Annotated in this window: 7 protein-coding genes and 1 pseudogene; 1 reads left to right on the top strand and 7 read right to left on the bottom strand. The window is 58.4% G+C overall.

The features are described 5' to 3' along the window. Positions 1-25: 25 nt before the first annotated feature. From ACMV5O_RS19255 to ACMV5O_RS19230, 6 genes are all read right to left on the bottom strand, one after another. Complete coding sequence (locus tag ACMV5O_RS19255) at positions 26-4,525, bottom strand: hypothetical protein (RefSeq protein ID WP_416164971.1); 4,500 nt, start codon at positions 4,523-4,525, stop codon at positions 26-28. Further along, on the bottom strand, positions 4,509-5,306 hold the full coding sequence (locus tag ACMV5O_RS19250) for a hypothetical protein (RefSeq protein WP_416164970.1): 798 nt from the start codon (positions 5,304-5,306) through the stop codon (positions 4,509-4,511). Before ACMV5O_RS19250 ends, ACMV5O_RS19255 begins: the two co-directional genes overlap by 17 nt. A gap of 35 nt (positions 5,307-5,341) precedes the next feature. Continuing rightward, a complete protein-coding gene (locus ACMV5O_RS19245; protein ID WP_416164969.1) occupies positions 5,342-10,651 on the bottom strand; it encodes an ATP-binding protein in 5,310 nt (1,769 codons plus the stop codon). Between the two features lie 8 nt (positions 10,652-10,659). Then, positions 10,660-12,216, bottom strand: a complete 1,557-nt coding sequence (locus ACMV5O_RS19240; RefSeq protein ID WP_416164968.1) for a hypothetical protein — start codon at positions 12,214-12,216, stop codon at positions 10,660-10,662. Beyond that, positions 12,213-16,253 (bottom strand): protein kinase domain-containing protein, encoded by a 4,041-nt coding sequence (locus tag ACMV5O_RS19235; RefSeq protein ID WP_416164967.1) that lies wholly within the window; start codon positions 16,251-16,253, stop codon positions 12,213-12,215. Before ACMV5O_RS19235 ends, ACMV5O_RS19240 begins: the two co-directional genes overlap by 4 nt. A gap of 321 nt (positions 16,254-16,574) precedes the next feature. Continuing rightward, entirely contained in the window at positions 16,575-17,090 is a 516-nt protein-coding gene (locus ACMV5O_RS19230; protein WP_416164982.1) for a hypothetical protein, read from the bottom strand. Between ACMV5O_RS19230 and ACMV5O_RS19225 the strand changes: the two are divergent. Then, positions 16,986-17,852 (top strand): annotated as a pseudogene (locus ACMV5O_RS19225) (IS5 family transposase). The gene ACMV5O_RS19230 and the pseudogene ACMV5O_RS19225 overlap by 105 nt on opposite strands. A 311-nt stretch (positions 17,853-18,163) precedes the next feature. On the opposite strand, the gene ACMV5O_RS19220 reads toward ACMV5O_RS19225, so the two are convergent. Then, on the bottom strand, positions 18,164-19,063 hold a 900-nt coding region (locus ACMV5O_RS19220; RefSeq protein WP_416164966.1), incomplete at its 5' end, for an ATP-binding domain-containing protein.

Below are 19,063 nucleotides of genomic sequence, written 5' to 3'. Positions count from 1 at the left end.
TTCGGGTTTTGATTTATGACACGCCCTAGCCGTTTTCGGCTAGGTTGGTGAGTTCATTCAAGACGCGGCGCAAAGCTGGGGACTTGAGACGTCGTATGCGCGCAAGTATGTCGGACACATCAATTTCATCTAGGCGCCCCTCGACCTTAGTGGTTGCTTCGTCGGCCATCGCAACCTCCACCTCATTAAGGTATGAAGGCCGGGCACGAAGATCGGACAGCGTGCGTTCACATTCGGCGCGCGAGAGCTCGTCGAGCCGCTCGAATAGGCCGGAAAACCGGGCGAGCCAGCGCTTCGCATCCGAGCGGTTCACCTGCTCAGTCACAATTGCGATTCGGCAGTCGAGCACCTCTCTTGTTTTCGCCAACGCCGCTAGCTCGGCATCGGCAAGATAAGCAGGCGGCTCCTGGTCGAGGCTGGCTAGCTTCTGACGGCAGCGCTCGAGGGGCCAAGAGGACATCTCTTCGGCGCTCGGGATGAAAGTGCGAGCCCAAAGCCTCGATCGTTCGTTTAGTGCTTCTACATGGCGCAAGCTGAAGCGTTTGTATACGTCGCGGAACGGCCAAAGCGGCTCGATTTCCTCGTCATCGCACCAGCGCTCGAGCTCGACACAGCGCGCGTCAATTGCACGTTCTAGCTGTTGAGCGACATCCTCCGGTCTTCCAGTCAGTGATTCCCACGTTAAGAGGTCCGGAATAATCCTATCGAGCTGTTGGCGCATATCCTCGATGTCCCTGAGGTCACGCTGCCCCGCGAAGATCTCACCAAGGCGCGTGACTTGCCCTTGTAGCTCTTGCGCTGCGGCTAAAGAATCGATCTGGCTGCTGTAAATTTTATTAAGTTCTTCTCGGTGCGCCCCGATTGCCGCAGCAATGGACTGTCTGTGCCGATTGAGTTGCTCGAGCACCTCAGCAACTTCGGCATCCTTGAGCTGCTCCCCCGCTTCTCTGAGCACCTGTGAAAAGGCATCACCCTTCGCTCTGAGAGCTTCAAGCTCGGCAATCGTCTGTGTTGGCTGTATCGTTGTAATGCGCACGTACTGTTGAGCCTCGAGCAGAGCGGTAAAGAACTTGAACCGCAACTCAACCGTCGCAATCGAGTGATCTCTCTGCTGCTCGGCGCTTGCGGCGAGTTCCACAAGGCCAAGCTTCCTGAGCGTGGCCACTGCTCGGTCCATCTTTTGGCGATATTCGCTTACTTGCTGCGGCGTTCGGCAGTGCATCCGCTCAAGCCAGTACCCGGCTTCCTTGCCAACCCACCCCTTCACGATACTGACGAGTTGATCAACCTCAACTATCTGCTCGCGCTCCCAAGGCCCACTCGTCACTTCATCATGAAGCGTAATCAGGCGGTCGGCGACAGCAAGTCCATGGAGTCCATTCGGCTTTCGAATTTGTCCCTCAAGATCACGCTGTAGCTGCTCGAGTCTATTGTCAAAAAATATCCGCTGGCGCGACGACTCTTGAGCATCGCGGGCTAGGCTTTCGTACTGATAAAGGAACTCGTCCGGCACGCCACCGTCGCCCGCGAGTAGTTCAGCCTGCCGCCAGTACTCGATTCGTTGTAGGTGACGCTCGGCTCGTCGCCAATCCTCAAGCAGATGCTCCCAGCGGGCATGGGCATCCTCCGCGATGAAAGCGATCGTAGTTCGGGAGAGGACTCGTGCGTCAAAGTCGGACACCTTGATCGCCTCACCAATCCAAGCGGCGTTCGGACATGGTTTTCCGTCAAGCAGCAGGCGCCTACGCGGACGACGACGAGCGAGGAAGAGGCCTAGAATCAGCGCAGCCGACGCAACATTGAAACCAAACGGCGCCGCTATCAGCGCCCGTCGACTCATCTCCAAAGACCGGCTCGGATCGTCGAGGTGCCATTGGTCCACCTCCTTGAGCACGGCCGAAACGTCGTCGTTCTCGGGCTCGTACGAAAGGGTTCCATCCCGATTAAGGGCACCCCATGCCTGCACCAGAACCTGCGTCGCACGATTGCGAAGCTGCGTAACCCGGGACTGAATCCACTCGTCGCTAACTTCACCGCCGATAAGTGCTCGAGTGATTTCAAGGCAATTTTTCTTAGCTGCACCGCTGTTGCTAGTCGTGAACCCGTCGAACGGGAACGTGACGACTTGCGGATAGACTTGCGCGAAGATCGCGGCGCCTACTTGTGTCAATCGGCCAGGCGGCGGCTCGTCAAAGCCAGCAACCTCATAGAGTCGTTCGCTAAGCGCCTGGGTCTTTGCCTCGTTAGCAAGACCTTCGATGCGCTCCGCTTCGACCGTGACGAAACGCCGATAGCGTTCCTTGTCTGCTTCTGTTAAGCCACGCTCCAGCACCCACCAGCGCTGAAGGCTGTCCCCGAGCCGTTCGTCTGAATCATGCAGAAGAGCGACCCAAATCGGCGCCTGCTTGTGCCCGTGCTTCTTCAGGACGCTAGCGAAGGCTTGCCGCACTAACTCACGAACTTGAGCGGGGTCCTCAGCTTGGCTCACATAGGTGTAAATGATGCGGCCTTTCGCCTCGTTAATGTCCGAGGCCTGCTGCCAGTCCTTGAAGGCAGCTGCAATGCTGTCGACGACAGTCGCTGAGGAGGAAAAAACTGGCTCGTACAGCCAGTCCTGAGTCGTGATACGACGTGCGTTGGCAAAGCCCGGGTCGACAGCTGCGAGCTTGCAGAGGGTGCGCGCGTAACTAGTGAATAACGGACCTACGGCTTGGGCGGCTAGATCGGCGATCCGCGACCGTACGAGCCGAGCGAACTGTCCACGGGTTGCCGCGTCTTGAATGAGTTCGTACTGACCGTAATCTTCGTTCCACTCGAGCAGTCCTAGATCATCCGTAAGACGATGGAGAGAGCGTTTAAACGCGGCATCTGCAAGTCCTGCTGCAGCCGCCAAAAAGCGCTCGTAACGCTCCCTTTCGGGCAGACGGACCCGAAGTTTTAGGAGCACGGCGGCGCCCGCAACCAAGCGCCGGTCGTTTAAGTCGAGGTGCGCTGCTCGTTCCTCGAGAATCACCTGAAGGGTCTCAGCGACCGTACCGCCGCGTGCCTGCTCGGCAGCCACAAACTCAGACAGCATCCCGTGGAGCAGCAGGTCGGCCGCCGAGATCAAGACCGGACGCTTGGCATCGTTGAGCGCCCCTTGGCCCGAAACAGCGTCGATCGACTCCTTGACAATGTTGAGCGCGGAGCGGGACTGAACAACGTCCTGCTGGCGAGTAAGGAACCAAACAGCTAGCGGGTCTAGCGGCCAACAGCCTCCACAGATAACTTGTCTAAACTGTTCGAGTTCTCGCCACACCGGAAAGCGGTCCGCTTCAGGCAAAGCTTCTCGCAGATGATGATGTAGCACCGGTAAATCCGGGTTGTTCGCAATGTTCCTGGCGACGAATTCGAGGTCCCGTTTTTCGATCAGGTGAGCAAACAGCGTCTCGAGGTTCGTCGAAAGGTAGTATTTCTGTGCAGCCTCGAATCGTGTGATGTATCGCTGAAGGTGCATCAGGTCACGGCGGTCGAGGCGACTAACGTAGGCTTTTAGATCGTATTGGATGAAGCCGACAAAGCGCGCGCGCCCATAGCTATCCTGAACTCCTTGGAAAAGCTGCTGCAACGCCGAGTCGCCTGCGAGTTGAGGGTGCTCGGCGGCGTACTCAAGGAAGCGACCGAACTCGTCGAAAAGAATGAGTAGCCCGCTAAATGGACCGTCGGGCCCACAGTACGTAGACGTAACTGTTGAGATGAGGTCCTGGACGGACTCGCGGCCTTCGACGGGAATATGGGTGCCGTTTGCACGCTCGAAGACTGCATCGACCCCGCCATAGACCCCCTCGTCGTGCTCGCGAAGGCATGCAATGATTGCATCAACGCCAAGCTTCGGCAGCAACTCCGCGAAGTCTGTCGCGCGCATGTTGAAGTTGCGCTCGACAAAATGCTCGGCAGCCTTAAACCGCGGCGAGAGTTCCTCGATAGCTGTAAGGTCACAACGAGCCTCTCGCAGCTTGGCGATGATAGTGCGCGTGAGCTCGGCTCCGAGGTTGAAGTTGGCCATACCATCGAGCGGCACAGTCAAAACCGGTTTACCGAGGAGGTCAAGCGCCGCATTTATGCGCCTTCCGGCACTCTCGTCTGCCGCAGTGACATTGCCGATGATCTTGTTGGTAACTGCGCGCGAATGCTGGCTGAGAAGCTCAGCCAGCGTGACTGCGAGATGAGATTTACCCGAGCCATAGCCAGCGATAGCGAGTGAGAAAGGATTACCCTGCCTCTGCTCTCCTTGAGCAAGTGCATCAACAAGATCCGCAGCGAAGGTGGCGGTGTCCCGCAGTATGTACCCGGCGCTTGCGTCGTCTCGACTAACCGCGTGATAGCGAGGGCCATGGAACACGAAGTGCTCTGCTGCCTTTTTCGCGCGCGCTCGGTCGCTTGATACCCAACGCAGCTGGACTGCACCCTCGAAAAAAAGGTCGCCACGGAACGCAACGACGTCACTAACCTTGGGTTGCATGGCAGAGCTAGACGAGTCGTTCATACATTGTCCTTAACACTTGATCGGTTGATATCAACCGGGTGAGAATGGGATTCCCCGTCTGACGATCAACGTGAAGTAAGCCTCGGCTTTCCATTTCAGTAAGGAGCTGTGATTGCTCTTCGAGACCCCATCCTGTTGCGGCAAGCAAGCCTGAACTTGCCTCGAGGGCGGACAGGGCTACTTGCGTGTCATTTGGCGCAGCCTCATCCCAAGCGAGAAGGAGCAACGCCGCAACCGTGTCAATGAGCGCAGGCTGAGTGGGAACACGCCGTAGAGTGATTCGGCCGTTGTCGCATGCGATGGCACCCGCATTTGCAAATGCGGCGGGGTCCGCATAGGTGCGAAACAGCGGCCCCACTGCATCTCGACTTGACCCATAGCGATTAACGAGGAATTGCTCGAACTGTGCCTCCGGGAAGGCCCGACCGAGGATGTTTGCCGCCTCGACAAATACGGCATACCAGACCTCGGCACCGCCGCGACGACCACACAGCATCAGATGCAGCGCCCACTGCGTGTTCTCTTCAAGCAAATGCGGGTCTTCGCGAAGGATCGCGTGGGCGAGAGAGGTAAGCGCGAACTTTTGAAGGCCATCGCTCGTTGGACCGATCTCAAGCAGGCCCATACCTTGAGCGTACTGCAGGAGTGGCTTGACCTTACCTGTGCTCTTCCCGGTTGGTATTCCGGTTACCTGCGAAATGCCGTCGATCGTGCCGCTGGTCTGCGTCTGCGCGAACTTTAGCAATGCAGTCAGATAGTGACGCTCTGGTTGGAACGTCATGTGAAAACTGAGCGGCAAGCGTGTATCTGACCGAGTCATTCCGTGACCCTTACCCGTTCACTCAAAGCTGTAATCGCGACACGGCGGATGCTTTGGCGAAGGCTGCCATCCGGCCGAAGCTCAGGCCCCGCCGACAAGCACTCGCCCTTTCTAAGTGTTGAGAGCGCATGCGCCCAATCGTCCACTTCCGTATGCGGCATCATTTCCTTCAAGATCGTGGCGAAGCTTCTCATTTCGGTCGCGGCCGGACAGAAGAACAGCTTGTGGGCAGCTTGGAACAGCTGGTCCCGCTCCTCTCGATTGAAATTACTTAGCGTCTGTGTCGCAAGAATCATCGAGGCGCCGAATTTACGTCCCTCGCGCAAATACTTTTCTAGTGGAGAGCCTGGGCTGTGGTCCAAGTTCTGCACCTCATCGAGCACCACCGGGTGGGGACGATCTTTACTTCCGGTACGGCTCAAAAAGTCCCACAGATCCCACAGCACAAACTCGATGATGAGCCGCTGCACTTCTCTGGGAATTCTAGCCAGCTGCAGTATAGTTAAGCGGCTCGTCAGGCCAGAGAAGACTGCATCCCACGCGTCTTCGGCTACCGTGGAGAACGGCTCAGAACGCGCAAGCGGCATAATTTTGTTCGCCAGCAACTCCTGGCCATCAGCTTGGAGCTGCTCGTACAGCGCTTGCAGGGAAAAGCTACCCGACTCAACACCACGTTCGATCGTGTCAATCAGCGTTGAGCGCTGTTGCTCGCCTAGCGTGGCGTAGACGGCGGTGAAAATGCTTGCTACGCGCTTCGCGACATCAAATGGAGAGTCTTCGGCAACACCGAGCCCTTCAATCTCACTGCGTTGAGGCCGGAACGGATCGAGCGGAAGCTTTTTACCCATTTTTAGGGCAAAGGTGTCTGGCGCAGCAACAGCTTTTAGCTCCGCCTCCAGATGGCTGGGCAAGAAACCATCGGTGTAATCGATGACCATCGATGGCAGTCCGGCATTTGTCATTTCGAGCAACAAAGCTTGAATCGCGTAGGTCTTGCCCATGCCAGATGTGCCAAACACGAGCAGGTGGCGATTGGGGAGAGAGGAGCTCCCATATTCCCAATACACCGGGTCACCTACCGCCCCTTGGTTCGTGAGCTCTCTGCCCAACAGAATACGTTCTGGCACTTGCAGACGCAGTCCGCACTTCGTTGCGGGCTCGACCGGAGGGACCAGCCGGGTGCCGACGTCCGTCTCGTCTACAGGCGACTCCGATTGCGGCTCCGTCGGAAGAGCAGTTTCAATTGGGCTGAGCCGGTGGATAACCTCCTTCTCTCGCTCCATATCTTGCGCGCACTCAGGAGCTTCCACCACCGACGCCCCACCTCTACCATTGCTGTTCTCGGTCTCGCGGGCGGCGAGAGCCACCGCAGCTTTCTGCGGGAGGAGTTGCGAAGACAGATCGCGGCTCGGATCCTTAAGGGTCTCCAACACCGTCCGTTGCCCCACTTCGGCGTGGAAAACCGTAAGCAACTCGGTATCGGCGCCGAGGAGGGAGCCCACCGTGCAGACGGGGCGGAGTGAAACATTGTTGTTGCCGCCGGCCGTGTCGTTGGTCCAAAAAGTGGCCCCGATCGCACGCCAGCGGATGTCGAAGTCCCCTTCCGCTAGCCGCTCCAGCGCCTGATCTACGAGCCGCTCTTGACTTGCTTGGATCGGTGTTGCGTTGCGTACCACAATCGCTCGGTGCAACTGCGCCCACCAGTAGCGCCGGTCGAAGACGCTTGCGAGCTCAACGTCGTTGTTTGGTACGAAGAGTTTGCTCAGATGCGACACGCCGGCTCCGGCCTGTGTGACCGCCTCCTCGACATGGTCAGCCGAATATTGCCCAACCTTGCATTCGACGATCGTCGCATCCACGACAAAGCGCGTCCCGTCCAAGTGCGCTTCGAGGAGCAAGAGATCAGGAATTAAGCCCTCATCAGCGCCATCGAACCAGTGAGCGAATGAGTCAAGCGGAATCGTGGCGCGAAGCGTCGCGGACGAGTGGGCCAGATAGAGCCTGTTGGCGATCGCGTAGCCGATCACGTCGCGCAGCACGCCTTCGTCCCCAAGCGCCCGCACGAGCGACAGGCCCGTGACACTCTGTGCCTCCTCGACGAGCCGATGAGCGGCTTGGACGCACTCGTACTCGGTCCATTGCCGATAAATTTGAGCGAGTCTTGCCGCTGTCCCTTGCAGGAGCTCTCCAGCCGTATTGCTCTCAGTTGACAGAGTCAGATTCAGCTCGCCGTAGGCGCCCACGCCCGAGGTGAACCCGACCAACTTACGGTCGTTAGCCGCCGCGTCTTCATCGAGGATAAGTGGCTTATCGACGAACCTATCGACGCAGGCAACCCAACGGCTGAGCTGATGCATACGACGGGTCATCCCGCGCTCAAGCTCGCCATAGCCCACTTGGTTGAAGATCAGGTGGCGCTCGCCCGGATGTTCGGGATCCTTGAGACGCGCCGTGATTTCCGCGTGAAACGCTGCCGTCTTAAAGCGACGGTTACTCACGAGGCCCTGACGGAGGTTTGGATCGCTCGGGCGGGCGGGGCGCGGGTGCTCACAAATCGGGAACTTGCCGCTGTGGACGACACGCCAATCAAACGGCGCCGCGGGGACGACGCTATCGCCGCCGCTTTGGTCATTCAGGAAGTTCGACAAAAAGCCGACGTCATGCAAGGCCTCCACTTGATTCAGTAACGTGAGCACCTCGTCCCTGCTTCGCGCCGGACGATAGGCGACCGTAATGCGGCACGGCCTCCTTTCCGAGTCCTCCTCCTCCATCCACCGCTCTTGCCATTGCCGCAAGATCTCCTGAGCGGCCGTGACTGAGGGGCCGCGACCGATGACGCGCAGTGTCAGGATATAGGGCCTCTTGGTGCCCTCCGCCTGATTGCTAAGTTCCCCCTCTAGAAATGCATGTACGCCACCGATTACTGGCCGCAGATCAGAAACGTTTGCAGCCAGGACTGCCATTCGGTCTGCGGCAAAGGCGTGGATCTGCCTGTAGCCCGCCAACGTGTGCGCAATTATCCGAGACTCCGGCGTAGATCGCATGTAGTCAGATAACGACTCAGTCTCCACAATATCGTCACTGCGCATCTCGGCCTGCGCTGCGAGCGTCGGAGCCACGGCAGGCCGCTCGCCAAGCCTATGGATCAGACCGAATGCGCGAGCGTTGGTTGTCAGCCTCCGCGATGAATCAAAGACGAGACCGTACAGCGGACGACGCAGCTCAACTAGCCCGAACAATCGAGCTAGAGCAGCCTTGCCCTGTCGTGGCCCCTGCTCCAATAGAAGTGCGCAAACCTGCGCGAATCCGTTTCTGAGGAAGACCTCGCGAGCTGCGACCGTTTCGGCAATCGCGGGGGTGATCCCAGTCGCGACGATCGCTGGGACAAAGCCACCTGTTAGCGAGACACCCAGGGGAACGCACAGGAAGGCTTGGTAGATTCGGCGCAAAAGCTCTTCAGCGCGTGCTTCGCGCTTTGCATCTCTTTCTAATATCAGGCCAACGGTGCGGGAATAGGTTTGGACTAAGCTGTGAAGCGGCGTCTCGATTGCGGCGTAGTAGCCCTTGTCTACCAGCTCGCGAATAAATGCTTGGTACGACCCTGCGAGGTCCTCAAGGGCGGTATAAACGTCGCGGCTTAGTTCGCTCGTCTCAAGCCCGTCGAGGACGTTAACTATCTCGGCTTCGGCTAAACCGGACGCAAAGAGACGCTGCGCTTCCCCGTCATCGATAGCAAAGTACAACTCATCGAGGGTTTGGCCAAAACGTATCGAAGGTAGAAACCGCGCCTCGTCGAGGCGGGATTTCATCAAGCGCGCGGAACTGAGGCGAACGCGCTCCTCATGATGGGGCGGGACGATCCAAATAAAGCTACGGGCAACCTGAAGCGCCCCGGTTTCGTCCTGCGCTTCGACGCTGAAGCGCAGGCGGCTTTCCTTGACTCGCCTCTGAGTGATGATGACATCGTGGCCGCCCTTCCCCCAAAATACCTCAAGAATGTCTTCGGGGTCTGGTAGTCTTTGGTCAGCCTCATCTTTGCGCAACTGTAAAGGGAGCGCGCGAAGAAAGCCTTCGAGTCCGCCAAGCAGCCCCTTGAGTACTTCTCCTGCTGTTGTATTATTTCCCTGCGATCCCTCCTCACTGCCGTCGAACTCAAAAGACTCGACCGTGATCTTAAGGGATTCGAGTAGGGCAGGCGCCCAGTTTTGGCGGCAGCCCTGCTTAAACTCAAGAAGACAATCAAAGATCGCCGTTAGAAACACTTGTAGGCTTGGTCCCCGCAGACGCGTATCCGAGCGCGGGCGGCCAGAGTCCTTCTTCTCTTTCCTTCCCAGGATCCTGACGACAGCAGCGAAGTCTGTGTGCATCAATCGTGTTCGGGAAGCGACGCTTCCCAGATTGATGAAATCCGACAAGGTGTCAAGGAATTCATCGAAGGTGCCATATGGGGCCTGCCTGTGCGTGAGAGGCGGCGTGAGCAGCTCGGTTCGAACAGCGTCTATTTGCCTCAAGGCCTTGTCACGTTCGCGCTTTTCTCGATACGCGTCGCGAGCTATAAAGCGTGCTGCGGGTTGAAGCAGGATCGTGCGTTTGGTAGGGTTAGCGGGCGACAGAATTGAGGGTACGTCCCAGTAGGGCAGATGCTCAAATGCTAGGCCCAGGAAGTCGGCCGCACTGGTGCACGCGTTCGCCGCAGGCATCAGTTCGTCTGTCAAGAATCGCGATAGCGAGACAAGATTGCTCGGCCGCAGTTGAAAGAGCTTGTGGAGGAAGGCCTCAAATTCGCGCACCGCTCCGCCATTAGCATCCGACAGTCCTGCTTGGCGCAGCGCCTCCTCGATCCATCCACGGAAGCTGCCTCCCATGCAATCTCTAAAAATCGCTTCATCGGTAAGGATGTGAAAGTCGGCTAGCCCCCCGCGGTCGGTCGCGTGATCGACCCCAGCGAGTAGAACGAGCAACAGCTCATCGCCTGCTTGAGGCTGCAGATTGCGGTAGTGGGTAAGCTGATCCTTATCATCAATCCAGGTCCGTTCCTCAAGGCGCGTGCGCTCATGACGGACCTGCACGTCTCCATTGAGCCAGTGCCTGCCGAGGCCATCGGCCACCCGCATTACCCATCGAATCTGGTTTGCTTTCGACTGAAGGTGCTCCTCCACGCCTTGAAAGATCTGGTAAACAACGTCCGGCGGCATGGACTGGGTAAATATGCGGAGTTGAGCCGCTTCACCGCCCTGCCCCGTGACTAGCGCTCGGTCAATCAGCCCAGCCAGATGCTGAACAACGGTATCCGTAAAGAATTTCATAGCGATGCTTATGCAGGGTTTGCAACGAGAGGCGTTGCGTCGGAGAGCGCGATGAGGAGGCCGCCACGCTTGAGTTCGTCTTCAAGCCAAGCCGCGCAGTCGTTGCGCGGTGCGAGGTGAAAACCTGCGGATTGCATCCCCGCAGCCGCTTCGATCTGCGCTGGCCCAACGGCAATCCCAAAGTGCCGATACAGGCGCCACAAGAACTCATCGAACGGCAGACGCTCGCCGGGAGGAATCAGTGCAGCAACAGCGGTCTCGACGAGCGAGCTCGAGAGAGAAAAGCGCATCGGCCCTTGGCGCGGAATAATTAGGCCGATGTGCTTACCCAAGCTGCGGAAGAGCTTATAGCCATGAGCATCCGCAAGATCTGCTCGGTCTTCCCCACCGTTCGGTGCTGAGTGCTTCGGTAACGCTGTCGATCGAACGGCCTTGAACAAGAGCTCCTCAATCGCGCTCACTGACGCATTTGAGACCTTGCCCAAATCCGAGCTTGTGCCCCCGTGAGGCCCCGCAGTGATCCACGCGTAACCACCAGCAAACCCGTCGCCAGCCGCGCCGAGTTCGCCCATCGCTCGCACCCAACGCACTGCCTGAAAGCATAAGCTTCTCAGCACATGCATGCAGCAAAGGTTCTGCAATACTCGCACTTTGCGGAGCGGGTCCTGCCCGGATGCCGTAATGTTAGCGATTTCCCAGGCAAACAGTGCTGCCTCACGCCAGGATTCGCGATGGATCCAACCAAACTTTTGCTTTTCGCGCATTTCCTCAATGGCAGGAGCCTCACGTCCTGCCCACTCGATGACCGATCCGAGCCGGGCCAATGGCGCGTCGATTTCGATCACGAGGCTGTCAAGGCCCTCTATTGCGCTCTGGGAAACTTCTGGCCAGTCAATATACGCGTACTCCGACTCTAACCACTGCGCAATTTCGACGGAGTCTTTCGCGCGAAGCGCATGCCATAGTTGCAGGAATAGCATCTCCCCGCCGCGTGCCATGAAGTTATGGGAGCCGGTGGTGAAATGGCTTTGCGCTGTATCCCATTCGTCGACGTTTGCGTTGATCGCGTCTGTGTGGCGCCAGTCGACTTCGCGCGACAGAAGGTGGCGAGAGGCAGGGATAAAGCTATGCGTTACCCATGTCCGCTGACCAGCCACACCCACAAAGCCGGAGAAAAGCTGTTGCAGCACACGAACGGCACGCTTCTTGTCGCCATCGAAATCCGTCTCGACCGCTGCGGACATGTCCTCGATAAGCTGTTTGAACCGTTTCACGTGAACCGGATGGCGTGTTTCGAGCTTTGATGACGGGAAGAACGAGAAAAGCTTCAGCGCAATTCGGCTTTCAGGACGATAGGACAGACTCTTTTGTGGAACACTAGCGAGCTCGGGAATACCCGCTCCCATGTTCGCCTCATCGTAGAATTTTTCAGCGTTGAAGCACAGCAGAAACTCGGCAAGGTACTCGAGTGGAGTTTGATCTTTGTAGAAGCGGCGTCCAAAGGCGCGAATCGCCGGATTAATATCCTCGCGCTCTAGACCGACTGCGGGAAAATTATCAATCATTTCTGATATACCAGTCTTCGCCCATCATCGAGAGGGCAGAATCTATGAGTGTGCAACTCGCCTTGAGCATCTAACTCGAGCACCGTCACCACTTCATCGTCAAGTGAATGTTCTGCGAGCAAGGCACCGCGGAATTGCTCGAGGCTTGCACGATGAATAGCGTCGAGCTCACCCGTGAGCTCCCCGCGGCTGCGGGAAATAATGTAATCGAGTAGCGGCAAGGTCAGCGATAACCGAACGCCAGTTGGCTTGTAGACAACCGCGGGAACTCGGCGGACTGTGTCGACGATCAGGTCCAAATCGGAGATCGGGACGGTTTTCAGTACGATTTGAACCGACTGCAAAATGCGTTCATCAGGACGCCGTAGCGTGATAAACAGCCGGTCGCGAGCCTGTTCCGGCACCATGCAGCCCGTGTATTCCTCGATGAGTACGCCGACTGTCTTCTGGATGAACTTCTGCTTCTCGAGCCCGCCGCCGGCGGTACCCTGCTTGAGCCAGGTATGAAGCGAACGCAGCATCGGCGACTGCAGGAACTCGTCAATCATTGTCTTTTCGAAGTTCTTGGTTGCGCTGCGCGTTTGGCCGAACATGTAGAGCAGGCGGCGCAGTCGCGCGCGCGCCTCGCCGCCCTGCTCGGTACGAGCCTCGACTTGCCAACGGACCATCGCTTTGGCGGCCGCCTCCGGCAATTCGACCGCTTCCGCCAGCTTGCCCTCGTGAATCAGCCGGTCGAACTCGAGACCTGTGGCAGCACCGAAGTGCAGGTCGACCATTTGCTTCAGGCAGAAAAGCGCATCCGCTGCTTGCTCGCTCGTCGCTCCGACGTGTCCAAAAAACGTTTCGCTGAAGATCAGCTCTTTTTCGGGAGCGACCTTGGCCGTCTCACATGAGAGCCCTCCGGTGAGACTGAAACTGAGGTGAGCTGCAAGCTGGCGCATGGTCATGCGTCGGCCATATGCTGCTAAGCGCTCGTACACGAAGCGCACACGCTCGCGAGTAACAATCTGGGAGGAGCGCACGAGCTCAACGTTCTTCCTGATCGGACACGTTGTCGTTGCTGCGCAAGCGTCGCAGCCTTGCCAGGCGGGGTGCGATACGAGTTTGTCCAGCAGTTGGACAGCCGTGTCCACATTGCCGAGCATCGTAAGATTGGCGATGAAGACTTTCTTACCGTCATTCATCGCAAAACAGTTGTCGGACGTCAGTCGGTCACCCTGCATCGGCTGATCGAGCCTGCCGAGCACCTCCTGCTCAATCTCTTGAGCCGAGTGCTGCCGACTGAAGTATTGCCGGAAGGTGCTAAGCAAAGGACCGGTGTTGCTCACGATGAGAGCGCTTCCTCCTCCTGCCATAGCCTCCTCGAGGCGCCTCATTCGCTCGTCGGCCGCGAGTTCGCTCATATCCTTGACGATCGAAAGCGGGCGCCCGAAATACTCTTCAAGCTCCACATCTTTGGGCGGGGCATTCAGCGCTGCGCCTCGCGGCAACCCTCGCGCACTCTTCAATAGCTCGATGGCGACCGTTGATTTACCATCCCCAGCATGTCCAGTCAGCATGACAACCGCCGGAGCCTCCTGGCTTAAGGCATCCTCGATGCTGCGCGTGAGCTTCATCTCGACGTGGAGGTTGGCGAAAAACGGGCTAACCGATTGCGCTTCGGCCAACGCATGCCGGTTGTCCGCCGACAGATTGTGGATGGTGTTTAGGTAGTCAACGAAGGCTTCTGCTCCAGCAGCCGAGGGGCGGCTGCTGACGAATGTGAGAGGAGTCTGCTTAAGCGCTTTTGACGGTGCTTCGACAGTTCGAAGGGACGCCTGCGTTGGGCTGGGAGGAACCTCCACTGCACTTGGAACTGGCGACTGCAATGCGTCGCACATCGCCGCAGCCGACTCAAACCGTTGCTCGCGCGGACCGATCGCCCGCCCGAGGACGTTCGCCAGCCGCTCTCCGGTCTCGGCATACACCTCGGTAAGCAGCCGCCGCGCGGCTTCCTGAGAAGACGGACGCGTTCCCGTGGCCCACTCCACCATGCTCACTGCTAGGGCGTATAGGTCGCCGACAGCGATCGCGAGGCTGCCGTCCTTCGTCTGAAGATCAGCCGCTACGTAGCCCGGTGTTCCACCTAGGACAGTCAGCCCGCTTGGACAGGCAAGTCCAAAGTCGATCAACTTGGCGATGCCGCGCTCCACGTCCAAAACGATATTTGCAGGAGTCACGTCGTTGTGAATGACCGGCCCCTGCATCGGCTCGCCTTCGGTATCGACGGGCGGGCTGTGCAAAGCATCGAGCGCGCGAAGCATTTGTGCCGTGACGTCAATCACGAGCCCAGCGGTCGGACGCGCTCCTTTCTCGATGAGGTGCCGCAGGCTTTCGCCCTGCACGTACTCTTGGATGATGCACCAGTAGGCCCCGCCCCACTGCATGAAGCTGCGATATCTCACCACAAAGCTGCTGTGAGCCATGCGGAGGAAGTCTCGCTCGGCAAGGCAGCGCTCGCGGGGAACTTCGGGATTAAAGATTTTTAAGGTAGCGCGATCGCCGAGATTCTCTCCGAGGAAGACTCGGCTAGTTGCGCCCTGCCCGAGTTGCTCAACAAGGGTCCAAGTATCGTAGGAATCGCCAATCTCGGGTTGCTTCGGCAGCGGCGCCGAGACGCCTCGTAACGAAACCGAACTTTCATCCTTCAAGAACGCGCTTAGCCGGCCGACGACTTGCTGCGCCGTCGGCCGCCCTTTCGGGTCAGCCTGCGTCATCTCGGATACGAGCGAGCGCAGGTCAGCGTCACCCGCCTCGCCGTCTTTGGCGCCGGACATGCCGAGCAGCTCGGAGAGTATCTGCCCGAGGCTGTATAGGTCCGACGCATAGTCCGGAGTGCCAACAAGCGCCTCAGGGGCAAAGTAGCGCTGTCCGCGCGCTGGTTCGTCCCCGACCATAACGGTGTATTGGGAGTCGGGGTCGTAGGCGAGGTCGAAGTCAGTGAGCTCGACGTGGTGATCACGTCCCACAATGATGCTACGCGGGGTTACATTGCGGTGAATTAGACTAGCTTCGGACTCATGGACGTGAGCAAGCGCCCGCGCAACGTCACGAACGGTACGGGCTGCAAAGGTGGGCGTCAGTGCCGTCGCGCTCGCCATCACCTGGTCGAGGGTCTGCACGTCGCTCCACTGGCAAACCTCCACCACTAGGCCGCGTTCGTTTGGATGGCGATGGGCGGGCCGGATATTTGGATGGAACGGTAGCCGTGCCAAGGCGTCGAGACTCCGAAACTGCCGCGCCTGCACCGCCGCGTCCTTGCTGGCAGCACCGAAAACGCGCAGACGATAGACAACATCGCCATGTGGAGGATTTGCCTCGGCCAAATAACTAACGAATCGCGATGTATTTTCGATCTCCCGCTGGATTTTGTAGCCGGAGATTTGGTCGGCAAAGTCCGACCGATTAATGCCACTAAATCGCTCGTCGAGGGCCTTACGAAGCCTCTGAAAGTCGGTAGGCCTTAACGCGGCACGGTGTGCATCCAGATCACGTCTCACTCGCTCCCGAAAGTATTTCGCCAGCTCATCGACGCCATTGAACGTCAAATGATCGCCGATCCTGCCGTTCTGAGCGTCGAGGCGGCCGATAATGTCGAACGCGGTATCCGCACCACGAACGTCCGCCTCTTCATGAGTTAATACGACGACCGACTGAACAAACGGCACATTCGCCGCGGGCAAGCAGCGTTCGAGCAGTGATTTGAAAACCTTTGCCTTTGGAAGGTTGATCTCATGCGGATCACGAACCGGCTCTCCATGCCGTGTCCAGTGGCTCTGCTCGATGTCGATGTCCCCAACCCAATGCTTAAGCTCGACCACCGCCGCAAAGCTTTTCGCGATGACGAGCATGTCGCACTCGTGATAGACCTTCCGGCTCTCATCTGCAATGTAGACGCTCGGATAGATTTCAAGGTCGTCCGACTCAGGTAACCTCGCATTCAACTGAGCGAACGCCTGGCGCTCGTGCTCGAACTCGCAATGATCGTAGGGTTTCATTTTCTCTTAATTTCTGACGCTGAGGTCTCTAGCAGAGATCAGCGCGAAAATCGTTCAAAATTTAGGATTGCAGTGCTATCTACCTTGGGACAATCGAACCTTGAAGTCATAACGCAGGCTAGTTTAGCCCGAAATTCATCAAGCGTGGCGCATGCCAAAATAGAAAATTAAATCTGCATTAGCGGCATGACGCTCCCGCATGCATAGGATGCCCAAAGATTAGGAAGCCGCACAATTTATGTGCATTGCAATTGAGCTCTCACGATGTAATGGAGGCAACCAAGATTTCAGGCTATAGAATCTATATCAGATACAACTACCCTACAAAACCAAGGCACTGAGCCGATCATTAATCCGCGCGTCTTCGATTTCGGCGAGGCTTCGCGAAGCGATTGCCCGATGAACACTGATGGGCTTATCTGCTGCTGGTTGCAGAGCGGGTACGTCATCCGGCTCAAGGTACGGCGACACTACGAGTCGCAACTTCCCACTGCGCGAGTAGAGACCCGCAACGCCACGAGAAGCCAGCGCGAGGCCGGCGCTGGTGAAATAGCCTTCAGCCCGCCGATACAGGATGGAATGCTCCAGGCACGGTACGAAGAGGTCGCGGACAAGATCGCCGCGCGTGGTGCGGCACAAGAGCTTAAAGGGAAGCTCTGATCTATTCAGAGCCGGTAAAATACTGAAGTCATAAACCGCGCTGCCACCATAAAGCAAACGACTTTCGCCTCGCTGGCTTTCGAACGGAAAAATAAACAGACGCGCCGGGAGCGTTTCCTGGCCGAGATGGAAAAGGTCGTGCCTTGGGCCGCACTGCTGGCAGTCATCGAGCCGCACTACCCGACGACTGATCGGCGCGGTCGTCCGCCGATGCCGCTGGCGACGATGTTGCGGATCTACTTCATGTAGCAGTGGTGTGCGCTGTCGGATCCGGCGATGGAAGACGCGCTCTACGATGTCGAGTCGATGCGCCGCCCTGCGGGGCTGGACCTGACCGACGACGCGATGCCCGACGAGACGACGATCCTCAAGTTCCGCCACTTGCACGAGAAGCACGCACTGACCTCCCAGATGATAAACATCATCAACGACACGCTCGAGCAGCGTGGTCTCTTGCTCAAGGGCGGCACGATGGTCGACGCCACGATCATCCATGCGCCGCCCTCGACGAAGAACCAAGAACGCAAGCGCGACCCAGAGATGCATCAGACCAAGAAGGGCAACCAGTGGTACTTCGGCATGAAGGTCCACGTGGGCGCCGACGTCAATTCGGGGCTTGTGCATACCGTTTCGGTGACGCCTGCCAATGTCTCGGACATCATCCAATTGCAGCACCTGGTGCGTGAGGATGACTGGGCGGTGTTCGGCGACAAGGGCTACGTGAACAAAGAGCTCAAGCGTCTGGCGCGCAAGACAGGACTGTTCTGGGGGGTGTCGCTCAAGGCCACCAAGCAGCACCCGCTGACCGAGGCGAACAAGCGCTTCAACCACAAGATGTCCTCGATCTGCGCGCGCGTCGAACACGTGTTTCGTGTCATCAAGCGCCAGTTCGGCTACACGAAGGTGCGCTACAAGGGGATCGCGAAGAACGCCGCATAGGTGTTCTCGCTGATCGGTTTGACCAATCTCTATCTTGCGAGGCGCGCCTTGATGAATTGATGGGCGAAATCCACCCGCTGCGCCCGAAAATGGGCGCTCGGAGCCCGAAAGGCCTCGAAAAATAGCGGTAGAAGCGGAAAAATCGATCATCGGAGTCGCTTCAATCGGCTGGCTTGGGTGAGCGCGCCCAAAAGGTCAATTGATCAGGGGTTCCTTAGCCACTGCGAAGATCAAGCTCGATTCAATTTCTAACGAGCATACCGCAAGTGGGGGACGTCATGCGTCTGTCACAAGCGGTTGAATGGGCACAATTACTCAAGCACGCGGCTCAGCGCTGCCTCCGCCGCCCGCGACACAACAACCTCGAGCGCCAGTTGCGCCCGCGTCATGCCCACGAACAAGCGCCTGCGGGTTCCTACGTCGAGCCGCTCGAAATCCACCTCCGTCAGCACGACCCCCATGGCGCTCTGCCCTTTGAACCGATGCACGGACTCGATCAGGAGCTCGCCCTCTGACCACACAGGGTCGCCGTCGGCGGTATATCGCCCCAGAAACCTCCGCAGCCCGAACACCCCCAGCTTCGCCGCCTTGAGCAGTAGCGAGCGCCCGTGTCCACGCGCGCTCAGGACGACGATGTCGGCAAGCGGGATCCCGCGCTCGCGCAAGACCTCCACCGCCGCCAGCGTCTCGCGGCGCAGTCCACGCTCGTCGTCGTAAGCGCGAAACGTCGGGAGCTCGCCCACGTAGGGGCTGCGCGCCTCGACCGCTGCTTCCGCCAGGCCCAAGGCGTTGATCACATCGACGATGGCGCGCGGCGAACGGAAGTTGTCGTTGCAGCGCACGCTGACCGCGCCGTCGAGATCGAAACCGTCGCGCTCGTAGAGACGCTGCGCCTCGTCCTCGAGCAGATAGAGCCGCCCGTCTTCCCTCAACTGCGGCAGCAGGCTCGCGACCCAGTCGGGGTCGAAGTCCTGCCCTTCGTCGATGATCACGAGGTCGTACAGCGCCTCGAAGTCCTGCGCGTCGCTGCCGTAGCGCTCGACGACCGCCTGGAAGATGCCCTCGGCGGTAAAATCCGGCTCACCCTGCGTGCGCCGCCAGTGCTCCACGCAGAGCTCGTGAAAACTCGACACCCGCGCACGCGCCGGCGCGATGCGGCCGATGTGATCCGCCAGGGTGCGGTTGAAGCAGACGTAAAGGGCCCGCTGCCC

Source organism: Thauera sp. WH-1, from assembly GCF_047806685.1.
Classification (GTDB): Bacteria; Pseudomonadota; Gammaproteobacteria; order Burkholderiales; family Rhodocyclaceae; genus Thauera.
This window is presented reverse-complemented; position numbering and strand designations above follow the sequence as displayed.